Source organism: Methylobacterium sp. TK31 (assembly GCF_055361545.1).
In genome coordinates this window covers 2,600,560-2,617,653 of record NZ_CM143964.1, presented here as the reverse complement: position 1 = coordinate 2,617,653, position 17,094 = coordinate 2,600,560, and the positions used below count along the sequence as shown (strand labels likewise).

Here is a 17,094-nt window from a genome sequence, read left to right as displayed (position 1 = left end):
CGATGCAAGACTGCATCGATCCGAACCAGCATCGATCCCTAGACCGAGGAAACCCCGCCCATGCGCATTTCGACCCTTCTCCTTGCCGGCGCCTTCGGCCTCGCCCTGGCGGGGGCCGCCCAGGCCCAGTCATCCGTGACCGGCGCCGGCCAGAGCACGATCAACCGCTCCGGCAGTAGCATCGGCAGCAGCACCTCGGGCTCGCCGGCCACCACCGGGACGGCCCCGGGGGCCGGCGCCGTCCGCAGCCCGAACGCCGCCCCGCTGCCCAGTGCCGGGCGGGTGATCACCCCGGGCGCGAATGCCCCGAGCCCGGCCCCCTCGGCCGCACCGGCGCGCTGAGGCCCGACTCCGCAGTCTCGATCAAGGCCGGGCCGCCATGCCCGGCCTTTTTCGTCGCAACCACCGTCGCCGTGGTGCCAAGGCGCGCCGCCTGCCGCTATGGATGGTCCGGCCCTGCCAGCGTGATGGAGCCGTCGTGAACCCGCGCGAGACCTACCACATCGAAGTTCTCGCCTCGGAGGACGAGGCCGGCGCGCGCGGAGAGGATCCCGTGAGCCAGCGCATTTCCGTGCGCACCTACACCGTCGAGGCCGCCAAGGAGCGCGCCCTGACGCTGTTCGCCCGCGCCCGGGCGCCGCAGCGCAGCGGCGCACCGGCGGAGGCCGTGCGGGTGATCGACGGCGCCGGCACGGAGGTGTTCCGCTGGAGCCGGTTCGACGAACCGGCCTGACGGCACCGTCCCATGCGCGCCCTGATCCTGCCCGGCTTCGTCCTGCTGTTCGCCGCCCTCTTCGTGCGCAGCTACACGGTGCCCCCGGCACCGGACCGGCGCGGCGGCACCACGGTGTCGCTCGCCTGGCCGAACCGGCCGCTCTTCGGCAGTCCGCGGGCCGACTGCATCGGCCTGGCGGCGGGGGAATCCGTGATCGCCTGCCTGATCGGCTCGGTCTCGCGAGCCCGGGCCGACGGCATTCCGCTGATGCAGGCCGGATTCTGCGCGACGTGCTATTCTCTCTCGCAGCGCACCGCCGCCCTCGGGCGCGACGAGGCCGCCGTGCAGGCGCGCCTCGGTGAGATCGCCCGCTTCGGCTGGTGAGAACGGCCGGGCCGACGCAAGCCGGGAGACCACCATGCCCCTCGTCCGCATAGACCTGAACCGCTCGGCTCCGCCGGACCGCGCCCGGATCGTCGGCGACGTGGTCTATGCCGCGATGCGCGCCGTCGCGAACGTGCCCGAGAACGACAAATTCCAGATCGTCACCCGGCACGAGGCGGGGGAGATCGTGGCGCCGGAAGCCGGCTACCTCGGCGTGACCTATACGGACGACCTCGTCATCATCCAGATCACCTGGAACGCTGGGCGCTCGGTCGAGGTCAAGCGCGCGCTCTACCGGCAGATCGCCGACGGCATCGCCGAACGGGCCGGCATCCGGCGCGAGGACGTCTTCATCAACCTCGTCGAAGTGGTGAAGGAGAACTGGTCCTTCGGCAACGGCGAGATGCAGTACGCGCCGGCCTGACGAACCGCCCGCATTGACGTCGCGCCGGTGACGCCCTTAGACGGGCGTCACCATGACGACCGCGCTTCGCCCCACCTCGTATCCGGCGCCGCATCCTTAGCGGCGCGGGGCTCGTCATGTCTCAACCGCTGCGTCGTCGGCGGTTGACCTTTCTCCAGGACCATACCTCGACGGCCCGGCTTCCACCGAGGTCACGTCCGTGCTGTCCCATATGTGTGAAAGATCCCGTCCCCGCCTCGGCCTGATCGGCTACGGCGCCTTCGGCCGCCTCGTGGCGCGCCATCTCGCGCCGTTCTTCGCCGTTCATGCCTACGATCCTGCGATGCCGGCCGAGCCGGAAGCCGGCGTGGTCGCGGACTCCCTGCCCGCCGTCGCCGGCTGCCCAGTGGTGATCCTGGCGGCGCCCGTCCCGGCACTCCCCGGCATCGTCTCGGAGATCGGCCCGCATCTCGCTCCGGGCGCACTCGTCCTCGATGTCGGCTCGGTGAAGGCGGTCACCGCGGCGGCGATGCGCGACGGCCTGCCGGAGCACGTCGCCATCGTCGCGACCCATCCGCTGTTCGGGCCGCAGAGCGCCCGCGACGGGATTCGAGGCCTGAAGATCGCGCTCTGCGAGGTCCGCGGCGGCCGGACCCGGGAGGTCGCCGCTTTCCTTCGCCGAGGCCTCGGTCTCGACGTCATCCTGACGACGCCGGAGGAGCATGACCGGGACGCGGCGGCGGTCCAGGGCCTGACACACCTGATCGCCCGGGTGATGGTGCGGATGGAGCCGCTGCCCACGCGCATGACCACCCGAAGCTTCGACCTCCTGATGCAGGCGGTGGAGATGGTGCGCCACGACGCTCCGGAGGTCTTCGACGCCATCGAGCGATCGAATCCCCATGCGGGCTCGGTCCGCCGGCGGTTCGTCGGCGAAGCGGCCCGGCTCGCCCACGACCTGTCGGAGGAGGGGAGCGGTTCGGCCATGCAGGCGGCCTGAGGCGGGGTATGGCGCCGTCAGGCGTCCGGATCGGGCACCCGCTCCGCGGCCTTGCCCGCGCGGCGGGCGCGTAGGCGGTCGCGCCAGGCCTTCGCGCGCAGACTGCCCTCGGCCCGCCAACGCTCCAGGCGGGCCGCGAGGGGAAACAACCGGTCGCCGCCCGGCGTTTCCACCAGGATGTGGGCGAGGGCCAGCCGCTCGGTCCAGAACGTCTCCGGCAGGGGATAGTGCGGCGGCGCGCAGGAATCGGCGCTGGTCAGGGCCGGATCGGCGACGATGGCCTGGGTCAGGCGGTGAAAGGCCAGCGCCCCGGGGGAGTGCCGGGCGACGGCGGAATCGTAGGAGATCTTCAGGCTCCAGAGCTGTCCGCGCGTCGTGAAGCTGACCACGGCGGCCAGGGTAAGGTCGTTGCGGCGCAGCCGGTCGACGCGCACGGCGCCGCGGGCGCCGAGGCGGACGGCGAAGGCCCGCATCATCCGGGTCTGGACCGCGTCGCCCGCGATGGCGGTGCCGCGATCGCCCTTCCAGCCGGCGCCCTCCAGGGCGATGTAGTCGTCGATGGCCGCCGGCAGCGCGGCGGGATCGCGGATCGTCTCGAAGGTCACCGGTCCCTCCGCGCTTAGGCGGTCCCAGGCTTGGCGCAGCTTGCGCTGCTTGCGGGCGGAGAGATGACCGAGATAGGCCGCACGGCCGTCCGCATCCCGACCGGTCAGGTCCAGGAAGGCGCGCTCATGCGCCCAGAAGCGGGCGTGGCGCAGGCGGTGGCGGTCGAGCCAGTCCGATAGCAGGGCCGCGAAGGGACCGGCGGTCGGGACATGCGTCAGCATCAGGCGGGGGCCGACGAGGCGGCGCAGCCCGAAGGCCAGGGCGTCGAGGGCGCGGCCCGGCTCGGCGCCGTCGAGCAGCGGCGCGCCGAAGATGCCGAAATCATGCATCCAGCCCACGGCCAGGAGGAGGGGCAGGCCCCAGCGCCAGCGCTTGACCCGCACCGGCCAGGCGCCGAGCAGGCGCAGGCCCGGCTCTTCCGGAGCGCGATCGCCCACCAGGGCCACCTGCACGCCGCGCCCGTAGGCACCGGCGGCCGCGAGCGCGTAGTCGGGATCGTAGAACAGGTTGTCGACGAGGGGTCGGCGGCCGAGGTCGTGCCAGGCGGGAATCCAGGGGGCGTCGCTGTCCAGGGTGCGCAGGGCGACGACGAGGCCGTCGGGGGTGGTGACGATGCTGCGCGTCGAGGTCCGGTTCACGAGGCGGCTCGCTTGAAGCGGCGGGTCGCGAGGTCGGCCACACCGAGGATGTTGAACGCCCAGGCGGTGCCGGCCGAGACGGCGGCGAGGCAGGCGAGACGAAGGCCCAGCACGAGGCCGGGATCCAGGGGCAGCCGGTCGAGCCCGGCGAGTGCGGCGGCGCAGCCCAGGGCCAAGCCGCCGATCGCCGCGAGGTCGCGCAGGGGCACGGGCATGCGGAAGCGCTCGCGGGAGCCGAGGATGAAGACGAGGCAGGCCAGGGCCTGGCCGGTCGCCATGGCGATGGCCGCACCCTCGACGCCGTAGCGGGGAACGAGCACCGTCGAGAGTCCGCCGATCGCCGCGAGGAGCGTCACCGACGCGACCGCGTCGAGGTGGCTCTTCTGGGTGAAGTAGATGACCTGCCCGAAATAATACGACCGGAACATCTGCAGGATGCTGGCCGCCACCAGCAGCGGTGCCACCCGCAGGGCGGTCTCGCGATAATCGGGCCCCAGCAGAAGGGTGACGAGGAGGCCGTCGAAGGCGAGGAAGAACACCGCGCCGAAGGCCGCGATCACCGTGAGCAGGCGGATGGCGTCCTCCAGCACCGGCCCGGCGGCGGCGATGCCGCCGTCGCGGGCGTCGCGCTTGGCGATCGAGATCAGCGCCAGGGCGACGCTGTCGCCGAAGACGACGAAGCTCTGGCGCAGGAAGTCGGCGAAGGCGCCGTAGGCGCCGAGTTCGGAGACGCCGATGCTGGCGCCGATGATCAGGCGGTCGGCGGTCTGCGCCAGGGCGGCCGCGCCGAAGGACAGTACGAGGGGCCAACCATAGGCGAGGAGCCGGCGCGCCTCGGCCCAGCTGCCGCCGCCCCGCAGCAGGCCGCGGATGACGTAGAGCGTCGGCAGGGCCGCGATGATGTTGGCGCCGGCGGTGGCCAGGAGCAGCGGAATCGCGCCGCCGCCGAGGAGGAGGGCGCTGCTGCCGAGGGCCAGGACCAGGACCGCCCGCAGCACCACCGAGAGGGCGACCGCGCCGACCTCCAGGCGCGTGCGCGCGATTTCGGCGGCGCCCTCGAACGCCATCATGCCGAAGACCGCGGTGAAGATCGCGAGCGCCGCGTGCGGCTCGAGGAGCCCGAACCCCGCCGCGCCGGCCGCGATCAGGGCGGCCAGCACCACCATGGCGCCGAGGAGACGCACCACGGTGCCGACCTGGAGGATGGCCCGGTCCTCCGCGTAGAGGGCGAAGAACGAGAATTTCGGCCATTGGCAGGTGGCGCTGTAGAGCACCAGCGCCCAGGACAGGATGAGCAGGTAGAGCCCGAACACGTCCGTCGGGGCGAGGCGGGTGAACACCGCGAGGGCGCCCATGTTGAGGCCTGCGGCGACGCCCCGCGAACCGACATAGGTGAGGGTGTGGCGCGCGATCATCCGGACCCGTGAGGCGCCGGGCGGCCCGGCTCATGGGACGAGGTAACACGCCAGTGTTGCTCCGACGTCAATCCATTGCGGACGACCGCTTCGCGCTCCGGCGGCGGACCCGGATGCGGGTCCTCGGCCAGGAACCCTGGCTGGGGTCGCCGGCCATTGACTTCGCAGGCGCGAACGCTCATATCGCAGGTGCAGCGTCAGCGGCCGTCATGGTTCCGCTTGAGAGGGCTGCGTGACGGATTGCCGGATCGCTTCTGCGGGCCCCGCGCGACCTGAGCCCCTCTCTTCAACGTGCATGCACCCGGACTGCCCCCGCACGCGGGCGGCTCCAGCTCAACGGACCGACCAATCCTTCGACGATTCCCCTCGCCACGAGGGCGTCCGGCGCGGTCCCGCTGCCTGAAAGTTACTCCTTGACCCAATTCACCGATTTCGGCCTCGCCCAGCCCGTGCTGCGCGCCCTGGAAGAGGCCGGCTACAAGAGCCCGACCCCGATCCAGGCCCAGGCCATCGCCCCCGCCATGCAGGGCCGCGACCTCTGCGGCATCGCCCAGACGGGCACCGGCAAGACGGCGGCCTTCGCGCTGCCGATCCTGCACCGCCTTGCCGAAACCCCGCGCCGGCCGATCCGCCGCGGCTGTCGCGTGCTGGTGCTCTCGCCGACCCGCGAGCTCGCTAACCAGATCGCCGAGAATTTCTCCGATTATGGGAAATACCTGTCGTTCACCAACACGGTGGTGTTCGGTGGCGTCACCATCTCCCGCCAGGAGAAGGCGCTCGCCAACGGCGTCGACATCCTGGTCGCGACCCCCGGCCGCCTGATGGACCTGATCGAGCGTCGCTCGCTGACCCTCGAGGCCGTCGAGATCCTCGTCCTCGACGAGGCCGACCAGATGCTCGACCTCGGCTTCATCCATGCGCTCAAGCGCATCGTGAAGATGCTGCCGCGCGAGCGCCAGAGCCTGTTCTTCTCGGCCACCATGCCGAAGAACATCGCCAGCCTCGCCGACCAGTACCTGCGTGATCCGGTCCAGGTTGCCGTCACCCCCGTGGCCACGACGGCCGAGCGGGTGACCCAGGAGGTCATCTTCGCCCATACCGGCGCGAAGCAGGCTCTGCTGAACCACATCCTGCGCGATCCGGCGATCGAGCGCGTGCTCGTCTTCACCCGGACCAAGCACGGCGCCGACCGCGTGGTGCGCGGCCTGGAGAAGGTCTCCATCAACGCATCGGCCATCCACGGCAACAAGTCCCAGCCGCAGCGCGAGCGGGCGCTGGCCGCCTTCAAGGACGGTTCCTGCCGGGTGCTCGTCGCCACCGACATCGCCGCCCGCGGCATCGACGTCGAGGCGGTGAGCCACGTCATCAACTACGACCTGCCGAACGTGCCGGAGAGCTACGTCCACCGCATCGGCCGCACCGCGCGCGCCGGGGCGAACGGGCTCGCGATCTCGTTCTGCAACGACGAGGAGAAGGCCTACCTGCGGGATATCGAGCGCACTACGCGTCAGAAGATCCCCGTGGCGGGCTTCCCCGAGGGCTTCAGCCCGCCGTCCCGCCAGGAAGCGGCCGACAACGCCCAGGCCGAGGAGCGCCGCCCGGCGCCGAACGGCCAGCGTCCCGGTCAGCGCCAGGGCCAGCGTCCGAGCAGCCGCCCCGGCGGCCGTCCCGGCCAGGGCCGCGGCTTCGAGGGTCGCGGCGGTGAGAACCGCGGCGGTCCCGGTCGCCCCAGCCGTCCCGACGGCGCCGCCCGTCCGCAGGAAGGCCGTGGCGACCGCCGCCCCTCCGGCCAGGGCGAGAACCGCGCCGAGCCGCGCGGCGAGCAGCGCCCCCGCGCGCCGCGCCCGCAGGGCGGCGGCGAAGGTCGCGCGATCGGCTGGCTGGATCGCGGCCCGCGCTCCTGATCCGATCCTGAGTCTCTGAGTTTCGCGCCGCCCCGGGCAACCGGGGCGGCGTTTGCATGTCCGGCTGCCATACATGTCCGGCTGCCATGCTTGTCCGGCTTCCTCGCAAGTCCCGGTTCCTGGCGCGTCCCGCCTGCTGGCCTCTCCGACGCTCGGGTGACGGCGAGGCATTGCCAAGCCGGCGCGCGGGGCCATCTCAGAATATTCTGGGTGTCTAGTCCGGTAGCTTCGGAGGCGAAGGCGATGCGGTTTGAACTCTATCGGGATTCCGCGGGGGGCTGGCGCTGGCGCCTGCGGTCTCAGAACGGCAACGTCGTCGCCGATTCCGCCGAGGCCTATGTCCGCCGCGAGGATTGCGAGCACGGCATCGACCTCGTGAAGGGCAGCGCTACGGCGCCCACCGTCGACATGACCCTGAAGATCGCCTGATCGCCGCCGCAGGGATTCGTTGACCATCCCGGCGAAGCTTGGCCGGTCCGGGGAAACGCTTTCGGCCTTCGTGCGTTTGCAGCATCCGGGCCTCGCGACGAGGGATGCCGGTGTGTCGTGACTCGACAGATTTCAGGGAGTTGAGAACGTGCTGAGGAAACTCGTGCTGGCCGCGCTGCTGGCCCTAGGCTTCGCCGCCACGGCGCCACAGGGCGCTTCGGCCGCCCCCGTCGGCCCCGCCCTGGCCCTCCAGAGCGAGGCTGCCCCGGCCGCCGTGCAGACGGTGCAGTATTATGGCTACGGTCGCCGCTACTATGGCCCGCGCCGCTTCTACGGCCCGCGCCCCTTCTACGGTCGCCGCTACTACGGTCCGCGCCGCTTCTATGGCCCCCGTCGTTTCTATGGTCCGCGCCGCTTCTACGGCCCGCGCCGGTTCTACTACTAAGCGTCCGGTAGCGTCCTTCGGGGGCGCGTCGATTCGAGACCGGCCCGGTCCTCGTCGCAACGAGGGCCGGGCCGTTCGCGTTTAACGGCACTAAAATGCGCTTATGTGACTGGGAAGCCGAGGTCTCATGCGATAAGTTGCAGGACAGGAGAGGGTCCGCGTCAGATCGGACTGCTCCGGAGGACATGCCATGGACCCCCTTGCCCCCGATGCGCCCTCGCGCGCGCTCTGGGAAGCGATCCCGCTCGAAGCCTTCCTGTCCGCCTTCGCGGTCATGCTGGCCGGGGCGCTGAAATATGCCGGCGCGATGCCCTGACGACGGCGCCGTGGCTCAGCGCGAGACCATGTCTCGGCAGAGGGCCCGGTATCGTCCTAGAGTGGTGTCGGTTGGGGACAGGAGATGAGCGGAACGATGGCGGAGACGGACGAGGCGCGGCGCCCGAGCGGCGACCTGACGGTGCGCACCATCGCGATGCCGGCCGATACGAACGCCAACGGCGACATCTTCGGCGGCTGGGTGATGTCGCAGATGGATCAGGCCGGTGGCATCGCGGCAGTGGAACGCTCGCAGGGGCGGGCGGTCACCGTCGCGGTCGATGCGATGACGTTCATCCGCCCCGTCCGGGTCGGCGACGTCCTCTGCGTCTACACGCGGATCGAGCGGGTCGGGCGCAGTTCGATGAAGATCGAGGTCGAGGCCTGGGCCCGGCGCTTCCGTACCCAGTTGCGCGAGCAGGTGACGGAGGCGACCTTCACCTTCGTGGCCATCGACGACGATGGGCGCCCGCGCACCATCGAACCTCTCTGAAAGTCCCGGCCTCGCGGCCGGAAAATCCGCTCAGGCGTTGGGCGCCGCCACCTTCTGGCGCAGGCCGGTGATGACCGCCTTGAGGATGTCGGCGTCGGCGTCGGGGCTGGCCATGCTGCGGACCGACTCGATCCGCTCGTGCACGAAGGACAGCTTGGCGATCACCGCCGGCGTCAGCTTGAACGGGAACAGGGCGGGCTGGCCCATGCTGCGGCTCAGCGAGTTCACCGCGTAGGTGAGGGGCAGCCAAGCTTCCACGATCCGGCTGAAATCGGTCATCCGGTAGGGGTCGAAGTCGATCACCACCGGTTCGGCCGGTCCGTGGCGCAGGCGGGGGCGCACATGCATCTCGAAGGTGCTGGCGGTCTCCAGCGTGTCGACGATGTGGAGGTACTGCGCCCAGGTCTCGGCGAAATCCTCCCACGGATGCGCCGTGGCGTAGGCGCTGACGTAGCTCTCCTCCCAGTCCGGAGGCGCCCCTTGCGCGTAGTGGCGCTGCAGGGCGCCCGCATAGTTCAGCCGCTCGTCGCCGAACAGGGACCGGAAGGTCCACAGGCTCTGGTCGAAGCGCACCAGCACGTTCCAGAAATAATGCCCGATCTCATGGCGGAAATGGCCGAGCAGCGTGCGGTAATACTCGCCGAACAGCATCCGGCGTCGTTCGCGCTCGACGTCGTCGGCCTCGGCGATGTTCAAGGTGATCAGGCCGCTGCGATGTCCCGTCAGGACGGGCGGGCCGATCTGGTAGCTCTCGGAGGGATCGACCAGGAAATCGAAGGCGAGGCCGGTGGTCGGGTTCTCGTCCCGGGTCATCAAGGGCAGGTCGAGGCGCAGCAGGGAGTAGAACAGCCGGTGCTTGGCCGCCTCGATCTGGCGCCAGCGGGTCAGGTTCCAGGCGATCGACAGGTCGGGCACCACGTGGTTGTGCCGACAGGTGACGCAGTAGCGGTTCGGCGAATCCTCGGGCACCAGCCAGTTGCAGGCGTCATGATCGGCATTGGCGCAGAAACGATACTTGCGCCCGGGATTGGCGTAGGCGTGCCAGAGGCCGCCCACCGGTTCCACGGCCGACATCTCGTGGACGTCGCAGACATAGCCCAGCCGGCGCTCGCAGCTCTCGCAATGGGTGCTCTCGAAGCTGATCGGCTGGTCGCAAGCCTGGCACTGGAAGATTTTCATGGGTCCGTCGCGGGACGCCTTTCCTGTCTGTCCACCAAGCGTCGCATGCCGCCCGTGAAGGAACCGTCATAGCCTATCCGGCCGCCATCAGGTGGCAAAGCATGGGGCGCGGCCGAAGTTCCGGGTGCCGTCGTGCAGGACCGCACCGAGGGGGGCCGTTCGGATCGGAGGACCGGTTCCGCGACCGGGAGCATGGAACTTGCACGTGCGGCCGGGCCGTTCACGGCCTGGCTGCCCTCCGGCGCGAGGACGTGCGGCACCGGGCGGACGCCCTTCCGGGCCGCCGCCCGCAAGGGCATCGCTTGCGGGTCTCCGTTGGCGTATGTCTGTGGTGAAGCTTTCCCGGGGCACCGCAGGGTGGTGCCCCGTCCTCCGCCGCCGGCGCGTGCCAAACCGCGCGAACGGCGCCCTGTCCAGTTACAGCGGGAGCCCCCGTGTCGATCAAAGCCGCCCTGCACCACGTCACGCACTACACCTACGACCGGGCGATCACGCTCGGTCCGCAGGTGATCCGTCTGCGTCCCGCGCCGCACACGCGTACGGCCGTCCCGGCCTACTCGCTGAAGGTTCTGCCCGAGAACCACTTCATCAACTGGCAGCAGGACCCGAACGGCAACTGGCTCGCCCGGCTGGTGTTTCCGGAGAAAACCACCGAGTTGAAGATCGAGGTCGACCTCACCGCCGACATGTCGGTGATCAATCCGTTCGACTTCTTCGTCGAGGATTACGCCCAGACGCGCGGCTTCACCTACGCGGACGATCTCACGGCCGAGCTGAAGCCCTACCTCGTCCTCGACGACGCCATGGCGCCGGAGGTGGACGCGTTCCTGGAGCGCCTGCCGGAAGAGCAGAACACCGTGCTGTTCCTGGTAGCGCTGAACGCCCAGGTGGCCAAGGAGATCACCTACGGCGTCCGCATGGAGCCCGGCGTCCAGACGGCGGCCGAGACCCTGACCCTGAAGAGCGGCTCCTGCCGCGACTCGGCCTGGCTCATGGTGCAGATCCTGCGCCGCCTCGGCATGGCCGCCCGCTTCGTCTCGGGCTACCTGATCCAGCTCGTCCCCGACACCACCGCCGTCGACGGACCGGCCGGGACCACCACCGACTTCACCGACCTGCACGCCTGGGCCGAGGTCTACCTGCCGGGTGCCGGCTGGATCGGCCTCGACGCCACCTCGGGCCTCCTCTGCGGCGAGGGCCACATCCCCCTGGCGGCGACCCCGCACTACGCCTCCGCGGCGCCGATCTCGGGCCTCGCCGAACCGGCCGGCGTCGAGTTCGGCTTCGAGATGACCGTGACCCGCGTGGCGGAGGCGCCGCGCATCACCAAGCCGTTCTCCGAGGAGGTCTGGGCCGCGATGGACGCCCTCGGCGACCGCATCGACGCCGACCTCGCCGAGCAGGACGTGCGCCTGACCATGGGCGGCGAGCCCACCTTCGTCTCCATCGACGATTTCGAATCCCCCGAGTGGAACGCCGCCGCCGTCGGCCCGACGAAGCGCGGCCTCGCCGACAAGCTGATCCGCCGCCTGCGGGACCGCTTCGCTCCCGGCGGCATGCTGCATTACGGCCAGGGCAAGTGGTATCCAGGCGAGAGCCTGCCGCGCTGGGCCTTCGCCCTGTACTGGCGCCGGGACGGCGTGCCGGTCTGGAAGAACGCCGACCTCATCGCCGCCGAGGACGGGCCGCGCGACGCGACCATCCACAAGGCCAAGGATCTGATCGACGCCGTCGCCCAGCGCATCGGGCTCGGGACCTACGTGTTCCCGGCCTTCGAGGACCCGGTCTACTGGACCGAGAAGCGCGACGAACTGCCGATCAACGTCACGACCTCCGAGCCGCGCTACCCCAACCCGGAGGCGAATGCGCGGATGGCGCGGGTGTTCGCCCGCGGGCTCGGCGAGGCCGCCGGCTACGCCCTGCCGCTGGCGAGCCTGCCGGTCGGCAAGGACGACGATTCCGAGCGGCTCTGGATCTCGGAGCCCTGGGAGTTCCGGCGCGGCCACGCCTTCCTGACGCCGGGGGACTCGCCGGTGGGCTACCGCCTGCCGCTGTCTTCGCTGCCCTTCGTGCCGCCGGAGCACTACCCCTACTACCAGCCGCAGGACACCCTGGAGGAACGCGACCCGCTGCCGGAAAGCCATCCCGGCACCAAGACGGTCAACGGCTCCGGCGTCACCGGCGTCGCGGTACGCACCGCCTTCGCGGTGGAGCCGCGCAACGGCATCCTCCACGTCTTCATGCCACCGCTGCAGCGGGTGGACGAATATCTCGAGCTCCTCGGCTACCTCGAGGAAGCGGCCGCCGCCCTGAAGCAGACCCTGCATATCGAGGGCTACGAGCCGCCCTTCGACCCGCGCCTCAACGTCATCAAGGTCACGCCCGATCCCGGCGTGATCGAGGTCAACGTGCATCCCGCCCCGACCTGGCACGACGCCGTCCGGATCACCAGCGACCTCTACGAGGATGCCCGCCAGATCCGCCTCGGCGCGCAGAAGTTCATGACCGACGGCCGCCACACCGGCACCGGCGGCGGCAACCACGTGGTGCTCGGCGGCGCGACCCCGAACGATTCGCCCTTCCTGCGCCGGCCGGACCTCCTGAAGAGCCTGGTACTGTACTGGCAGCGCCACCCCGCGATGTCCTACCTGTTCTCGGGCCTCTATATCGGCCCGACGAGCCAGGCCCCGCGCATGGACGAGGCGCGCCACGACGGGCTCTACGAGCTCGAGATCGCGATGGCGCAGGTGCCCAAGCCCGACGAGCCCAACATCCCGCGCTGGCTGGTCGACCGCATCTTCCGCAACATCCTCGTGGACGTGACCGGCAACACGCACCGCTCCGAGATCTGCATCGACAAGCTCTACTCGCCGGACGGCCCCACCGGCCGCCTCGGCCTGTTGGAGTTCCGCTCGTTCGAGATGCCGCCCGACCCGCGCATGAGCCTGGCGCAGCAGCTTCTCCTGCGCGCCATCGTCGCCTGGCTCTGGCGCGAGCCGCAGGAGGGCGGCTGTGTCCGCTGGGGCACGGGCCTGCACGATCGGTTCATGCTGCCCCACTTCCTGTGGGCCGATTTCCTCGGCGTGCTGGAAGACCTTCGGGCCGCGGGCTACGACTTCGACCCGGCGGCCTTCGTGGCGCAGCGCGAGTTCCGCTTCCCGGTCTTCGGGACGGTGGAGCAGGGCGGCGTGAAGCTGGAGCTGCGCCAGGCCCTCGAACCCTGGCACGTTCTGGGCGAGGAGGGCGCGATCGGGGGAACCGTGCGGTACGTGGACTCGTCGGTGGAGCGGCTGCAGGTGAAGGTCGAGGGCTACGTGCCCGGCCGGCACATCATCGCCTGCAACGGCCGGCGCCTGCCCATGACCGGCACCGGGACCTCCGGCGAGGCGGTGGCGGGCCTGCGCTTCAAGGCTTGGCAGCCGGCCTCCTCGATGCACCCGACGATCCCCGCGCACTCGCCGCTGACCATCGACATCCTGGATGCCTGGAGCGGCCGGTCCCTGGGCGGCTGCCGCTACCATGTCAGCCATCCGGGCGGGCGCAACTACGAGACCTTCCCGGTCAACACCTACGAGGCGGAGGGGCGTCGCCTCGCCCGCTTCCAGGCGCACGGCCACACGCCGGGCAAGATCGCGATGCCGCCCGAGGAGACCAACCGCGAGTTCCCGATGACGCTCGATCTGCGCACGCCCGCCCCCCCGGGCTTCTCGCCCCAATGAGCGCAGCGGCCGCAGCGGAGGTTCAGGGACGGGCCGAGCGCCTCGCGCGCTGGACCTCCGCCTATCGGCCGCAATGGGGCGTGCCCGACGAGCTGATGGATGCGGACGGCCGGACGCGGGGCGCCTGGCCGCGTTTCCTCGATCAGCTCGGCGGGATGGACGAAGTCGAGATCGGCGCCCGCTTCGTCTCGGCGGTGCGGCGCATCCGCGACACCGGGATCTCCTACCGGATCTACGGCGACAGGCGCGAGCATGCCTGGCCGCTCGGCTCGCTGCCCCTCGTCCTCGAGCAGTCCGACTGGGAGACGCTGAGCGCCGGCATCGTCGAGCGTGCCGAGCTCATGGAGACGATCCTCGGCGACCTCTACGGTCCCGGCCGCCTCGTGGCCGAGGGCCTGCTGCCGGCCGCCGTCGTGGCCGGCAGCCCGGAATTCATGCGCCCGCTCGTCGGCGTCACGCCGCCGGGCGGCCGCTTCCTGAAACTTTACGCCGCCGACGTGACCCGCGGCCCCGACGGGCGCTGGCGCCTGCTGGCCGACCGGACGCAATCGCCCTCCGGGCCCGGCTACGCCCTCGAGAACCGCCTCGTTTTGACCCGCGCCTTCCCGGACCTCCACGCCGACCTGCAGGTCGAGCGCCTCGCGTCCTTCTTCCACGCGTTTCGCGACGGCCTCGCGCTCGGGGCGCAGAGGAGCGACCCGCGCATCTGCCTGCTGACGTCGGGCGTGTTCAGCTCGACCTATGTCGAGCAGGCCGCACTCGCCCGCTATCTCGGCCTGCTGCTGGTGGAGGGCGACGACCTCGTGATGCAGGACGGCGCCCTGCACATCCGCACCGTGTCCGGCCTCAAGCGGGCGGACGTGCTCTGGCGCCGCATCGATTCCGACTACCTCGACCCCCTCGAGTTGAACCCGGCCTCCCGCCTCGGCGTGCCGGGGCTCGTGGAGGCCCTGCGCAACGGCAGCCTCGTCGTCGGCAACATGCCAGGCTCGGGCATCCTCGAATCCGGCGCGCTCGCCGCCTACCTGCCCGGCATCGCCCGGCACTTTCTGGGGCGCCCACTCCAGCTCGCCGGGCCCAGGACCTGGTGGTGCGGCGATCCGCAGGCCCTGGCCGAGATCCGCGACAGCCTCGACGGCCTGAGCCTGCGCCCGGTGGCGACGCCGCCGAAGGGCGCGGCGCGCGACGCGATCCTGGCCCCGCACGCCCTCGATGCCGAGCGGGACCGGCTGCGCGCGGCCCTGCGCGACCGGCCCTTCGACTACGTCGCCCAGGAGACGATGCCGCTCGCCACCATGCCGGCCTGGGACCGGACCGGCGGCAGCTTGCGCCTCGTGCCGCGGCCCTTCGTGCTGCGGGTGTTCGCGGCGGCCACGCCCGAGGGCTGGCGCGTGATGCCGGGCGGCTTCTGCCGGATCTCGGAGCGGCCCGACGTCGAACCCCTGGAGATGCGCGCGGGCATCAAGTCGGCCGATGTCTGGATCCTGTCGCGCGATCCGGTCGAGGCGGTCTCGCTGATCCAGACCGGGCCGGCACGGGTGCGCCGCATCGCCGGCCACCTGCCGTCGCGGGCGGCCGACAACCTGTTCTGGTTCGGGCGCTACGTCGAGCGGGCGGAGGCGGTGATCCGCCTCGTGGTCGCGCATCTCGGCAGCGTCGGTTCCGCCGTGGTCGCCGACATGGCGGGCGACGCCAAGGCGCCCACTGCTCTGCGCATCCGCGCGCTCCTGGACGAATGGGGAGCGATCGAGGCCCCCGACCTGCCCACCGCCACCCTCGCCCAGCAGGCCCTCGGCGGCCATGACGCCTACGGCTCGGCCCTGCGCCACAGCCTATCGGCGCGGATCAACGCCGCCACCCTGCGCGAACGCCTCTCGGGCGAGGCCTGGCGGGCGCTCGCCGACCTCAAGGAGGTGCTGGAGATCGATGCCGGGCAGGCGCTACCGGAGGCGCAGCTCCTCGGGCTCGCCGAGCGGGCGCTTAGCCACATCGCCGCCCTCTCGGGTCTAGCGCAGGAGAACATGAACCGGACCGCCGGCTGGCATTTCGTCGATCTCGGCCGGCGGATCGAGCGCGCGATCAACACCCTGACCTTCGCCACCCGCTTCGCCGGAGACGGCGCAACGGCCGAGGATCTCGGAGTGATGCTGTCGCTCTGCGATTCACACGTCTCGTTCGGCGCGCGCTATCTTCACGGCGTGGCCCTCGACCCCGTGCGCGACATGGTGCTCCTCGATCCGTTCAATCCGCGCTCGGTCGCCTTCCAGCTGGAGGCGATCACCGGGCATCTCGGCCAGCTCCCGGTGCTGCGGGCGGACGGGCTGCCCGAGCCGCACCAGCGCATCGCCGCCAGGCTCTCGGCCGAATTCGCCACCGGCGAGGCGGTCGCGTTCGACGGCGCCGCACTGACGCGGCTGGAAAACGAGGTCGAGGGCCTCGCCGACGCCATCGCCACCCGCTACTTCCCCAACGGGCCGCACGCCCTGCGCCCGGAAAAGCTCGTGGGCCTCGCGTGATCTATACGCTGCGCCACCTCACCACCTACCGCTACGCCCGCCCGGTGCGCTTCGCCCGCTGCACCCTGCGGCTGCGCCCGCGTGACGGGGAGGGGCAGACGGTGCTGGAGAGCAACCTCACGATCGCGCCCGACCCGAGCACCCGCATCGTCCGCCGCGACTATTTCGGCCTGGACGCCACGATGGTGACGATCGACACGCCGCATACCGAGCTGCGCGTCGAGGCGCTCTCGCGGGTGCGCGTCGAACGCGATCCGCTGCCGGCGCCAGAATCCGGCCGTGCGTGGGAGCAGGTGCGCGACGAGGCCGTGAACGGCCGCGGCCTCGGGCCGGACCGGCCGGTGCACTTCCAGTTCCCGAGTCTGCGGGTGCCGCTGGTGCCGGAGGTGACGGACTATGCCCGGGCGAGCTTCCCGCCGGGCCGCAGCGCCTATGGCGGCGCCTTCGACCTGATGCGGCGCATCCGGGCGGATTTCCGGTTCGATTCGAAGGCCACCACCGTGCACACGCCGCTCGCGGAGGCCTTCGCGCTCCGGGCCGGCGTCTGCCAGGACTTTACCCACATCATGATCGCGGCCCTGCGCGGGCTCGGCCTGCCGGCGGCCTATGTCAGCGGCTACCTGCGGACGATCCCGCCCGCCGGGCGCCCGCGCCTGCGCGGCGCGGACGCGAGCCATGCCTGGGTCTCGGTCTGGTGCGGCGAGAGCTGGATCGGCCTCGACCCGACCAACGGCATCGGCATGTGCGACGACCACATCGTCGTGGCCCGCGGCCGCGACTACACCGACGTGTCGCCCATCGACGGCATCGTCTCGGCCTCCGGTCCGCAGAAGCTCAAGGTCGAGGTCGACGTGGTGCCTGACGGCGAGCCCATGCCGGAACACGCGGCCGCGCCGCAATCCGCCCCAGCCTGACCGGGGCGGGCCGGCGCGT

16 protein-coding genes are annotated in these 17,094 nt (G+C 71.1%); 13 read left to right on the top strand and 3 right to left on the bottom strand.

Annotated elements, in window-relative coordinates; all coding sequences use genetic code 11:
- Positions 1 to 60: 60 nt before the first annotated feature.
- The 5 genes from ACXJY8_RS12105 to ACXJY8_RS12085 all read left to right on the top strand — a co-directional run bounded on the left by ACXJY8_RS12105 (position 61) and on the right by ACXJY8_RS12085 (position 2,502).
- The gene (locus tag ACXJY8_RS12105; protein WP_463769181.1) at positions 61 to 342 is read left to right on the top strand and encodes a hypothetical protein; all 282 of its coding nucleotides are present in this window, start codon (positions 61 to 63) and stop codon (positions 340 to 342) included.
- A gap of 136 nt (positions 343 to 478) precedes the next feature.
- Entirely contained in the window at positions 479 to 733 is a 255-nt protein-coding gene (locus ACXJY8_RS12100) for a hypothetical protein (RefSeq protein WP_245436051.1), read from the top strand.
- A gap of 12 nt (positions 734 to 745) precedes the next feature.
- Positions 746 to 1,099, top strand: a complete 354-nt coding sequence (locus ACXJY8_RS12095) for a hypothetical protein (RefSeq protein WP_463769179.1) — start codon at positions 746 to 748, stop codon at positions 1,097 to 1,099.
- Between the two features lie 34 nt (positions 1,100 to 1,133).
- The gene (locus ACXJY8_RS12090) at positions 1,134 to 1,523 is read left to right on the top strand and encodes a tautomerase family protein (RefSeq protein WP_463769177.1); all 390 of its coding nucleotides are present in this window, start codon (positions 1,134 to 1,136) and stop codon (positions 1,521 to 1,523) included.
- 211 nt (positions 1,524 to 1,734) lie between these two features.
- Positions 1,735 to 2,502, top strand: coding sequence for a prephenate dehydrogenase/arogenate dehydrogenase family protein (locus ACXJY8_RS12085; RefSeq protein WP_463769175.1), 768 nt, complete (start codon positions 1,735 to 1,737; stop codon positions 2,500 to 2,502).
- Between the two features lie 17 nt (positions 2,503 to 2,519).
- On the opposite strand, the gene ACXJY8_RS12080 is transcribed toward ACXJY8_RS12085, so the two are convergent.
- Positions 2,520 to 3,746, bottom strand: coding sequence for a GNAT family N-acetyltransferase (locus tag ACXJY8_RS12080; RefSeq protein ID WP_463769173.1), 1,227 nt, complete (start codon positions 3,744 to 3,746; stop codon positions 2,520 to 2,522).
- Positions 3,743 to 5,161: a lipopolysaccharide biosynthesis protein gene (locus ACXJY8_RS12075; RefSeq protein WP_463769171.1), complete on the bottom strand. Its 1,419-nt coding sequence runs from the start codon at positions 5,159 to 5,161 to the stop codon at positions 3,743 to 3,745. Before ACXJY8_RS12075 ends, ACXJY8_RS12080 begins: the two co-directional genes overlap by 4 nt.
- Before the next feature lie 413 nt (positions 5,162 to 5,574).
- Here ACXJY8_RS12075 and ACXJY8_RS12070 point away from each other — a divergent pair, with 413 nt between their 5' ends.
- From ACXJY8_RS12070 to ACXJY8_RS12050, 5 genes are all read left to right on the top strand, one after another.
- Positions 5,575 to 7,065 carry a DEAD/DEAH box helicase gene (locus ACXJY8_RS12070; protein ID WP_463769169.1) on the top strand — a complete coding sequence of 497 codons (1,491 nt, stop codon included), beginning with the start codon at positions 5,575 to 5,577 and terminating at the stop codon, positions 7,063 to 7,065.
- A 243-nt stretch (positions 7,066 to 7,308) separates the two neighbouring features.
- Positions 7,309 to 7,494, top strand: a complete 186-nt coding sequence (locus ACXJY8_RS12065) for a YegP family protein (protein WP_463769167.1) — start codon at positions 7,309 to 7,311, stop codon at positions 7,492 to 7,494.
- Between the two features lie 148 nt (positions 7,495 to 7,642).
- Positions 7,643 to 7,939, top strand: coding sequence for a hypothetical protein (locus ACXJY8_RS12060; RefSeq protein ID WP_463769165.1), 297 nt, complete (start codon positions 7,643 to 7,645; stop codon positions 7,937 to 7,939).
- A gap of 190 nt (positions 7,940 to 8,129) precedes the next feature.
- Positions 8,130 to 8,255 (top strand): hypothetical protein, encoded by a 126-nt coding sequence (locus ACXJY8_RS12055; RefSeq protein ID WP_463769163.1) that lies wholly within the window; start codon positions 8,130 to 8,132, stop codon positions 8,253 to 8,255.
- 96 nt (positions 8,256 to 8,351) lie between these two features.
- Positions 8,352 to 8,747: an acyl-CoA thioesterase gene (locus ACXJY8_RS12050; RefSeq protein ID WP_463769161.1), complete on the top strand. Its 396-nt coding sequence runs from the start codon at positions 8,352 to 8,354 to the stop codon at positions 8,745 to 8,747.
- Positions 8,748 to 8,777: 30 nt separating this feature from the next.
- On the opposite strand, the gene ACXJY8_RS12045 is transcribed toward ACXJY8_RS12050, so the two are convergent.
- Positions 8,778 to 9,926, bottom strand: coding sequence for a zinc-binding metallopeptidase family protein (locus ACXJY8_RS12045; RefSeq protein ID WP_463769159.1), 1,149 nt, complete (start codon positions 9,924 to 9,926; stop codon positions 8,778 to 8,780).
- A gap of 434 nt (positions 9,927 to 10,360) precedes the next feature.
- Between ACXJY8_RS12045 and ACXJY8_RS12040 the strand changes: the two genes are divergently transcribed.
- The 3 genes from ACXJY8_RS12040 to ACXJY8_RS12030 are packed head-to-tail and all read left to right on the top strand — an operon-like array spanning position 10,361 to position 17,075.
- Entirely contained in the window at positions 10,361 to 13,645 is a 3,285-nt protein-coding gene (locus ACXJY8_RS12040; RefSeq protein ID WP_463769157.1) for a transglutaminase family protein, read from the top strand.
- On the top strand, positions 13,642 to 16,161 hold the full coding sequence (locus ACXJY8_RS12035; RefSeq protein ID WP_463769155.1) for a circularly permuted type 2 ATP-grasp protein: 2,520 nt from the start codon (positions 13,642 to 13,644) through the stop codon (positions 16,159 to 16,161). The genes ACXJY8_RS12040 and ACXJY8_RS12035 overlap by 4 nt, the downstream gene beginning before the upstream one ends.
- The gene (locus ACXJY8_RS12030; RefSeq protein ID WP_463769153.1) at positions 16,158 to 17,075 is read left to right on the top strand and encodes a transglutaminase family protein; all 918 of its coding nucleotides are present in this window, start codon (positions 16,158 to 16,160) and stop codon (positions 17,073 to 17,075) included. Before ACXJY8_RS12035 ends, ACXJY8_RS12030 begins: the two co-directional genes overlap by 4 nt.
- Positions 17,076 to 17,094 lie beyond the last annotated feature (19 nt).